The organism is Streptomyces sp. A18 (genome assembly GCF_059026065.1).
Map to the genome: position 1 here is coordinate 1 of NZ_JBWLKL010000127.1, position 1,083 is coordinate 1,083.

Sequence of the window (1,083 nt, forward strand, 5' to 3'; positions counted from 1 at the left end):
GTTCACTTCATGCGCGTCCACCCATCCAACATGCTCCTGATCAGGAACATCCGGAAGACGTAACGGAGTCCTACTAGGGCCTGTCTGACAAATGATTACCCCGTGGACTCGCGGAGCCAGAGGATTAAGGAAGCCAGGACAACTCCGGCACGGTAGCGGTCGCCGAGCTGTCGAACCGGGTCGCGATCGTGCGGAACTGCTTGAGGCGGGCGAAGCATCGTTCGACGACGTTGCGGTCGCGGTAGGTGGCCTTGTCGAAGGTCGGCGGCCGGCCGCCGAGGGCTCCGCGTCGGTGGCGGTTCGCCGCCTGGTCGCGGCGCTCGGGGATCGTGGCAGCGATGCCCCGGCGCCTCAGCAGATGGCGGATGGCCCTGCTGGAATACGCCTTGTCACCCAGCACACGGTCCGGTGTCGTGCGCGGGCGGCCCGTGCCGAGGCGCGGGGTGCGGATGCCGTCGAGGACCTGGCCGAACGCCGTCGCGTCGTTGACGTTGCCGGGCGTGAGCACAATCGACAGGGGCAGGCCCCGGCCATCGACGGCGAGATGGACTTTGGTGGTCAGTCCGCCTCGGGAGCGGCCGAGGGCCTGGCGCGCCTGCGAGCGGCCCGGATCTTCCAGTTCGTCCCCGTTCACATCCCCCTTTTGCGGGCGCCGACTGCGTGCTGGTGGGCTCGGTTGATGGTGGAGTCGACGGAGACGGTCCATTCCACCCGGCCCACCGCGTCATCGCGGACCTGAACGTGCTCCAGCAACCGTGCCCAGGTGCCGTCCGCCTCCCAGCGGGCGAACCGCTCGTAGACGGTCTGCCACGGCCCGAACCGGTCGGGAAGATCCCGCCACGGAGCCCCGGTCCGCAGCCGCCACAGCACCCCGTTGACCACCTGCCGGTGATCACGCCACGGACGGCCCCGTCCGTCCACCTGAGGCAAAAGGGGCTCTATCCGCCTCCATGCCGCATCCGTCAACTCACCTCGACCTGCCACAAGATCAATTATCGGACCGGCTATAGAGTCCTGCCCGTGGCGAATCATCAGGACGAGACTAGGACGGCCTACGACGGTGTCGTCGAGCTGTACGCATCG

General features: G+C 67.5%; 2 pseudogenes. One reads left to right on the forward strand and one right to left on the reverse strand.

Going from position 1 to position 1,083, the window contains the following annotated elements:
- Positions 1-73 precede the first annotated feature (73 nt).
- Positions 74-1,032 (reverse strand): annotated as a pseudogene (locus AC5P1C_RS43770) (IS5 family transposase).
- Between AC5P1C_RS43770 and AC5P1C_RS43775 the strand changes: the two are divergent.
- Positions 1,021-1,083 (forward strand): annotated as a pseudogene (locus AC5P1C_RS43775) (SAM-dependent methyltransferase); the annotation flags it as partial. The pseudogenes AC5P1C_RS43770 and AC5P1C_RS43775 sit on opposite strands and share 12 nt — an antisense overlap.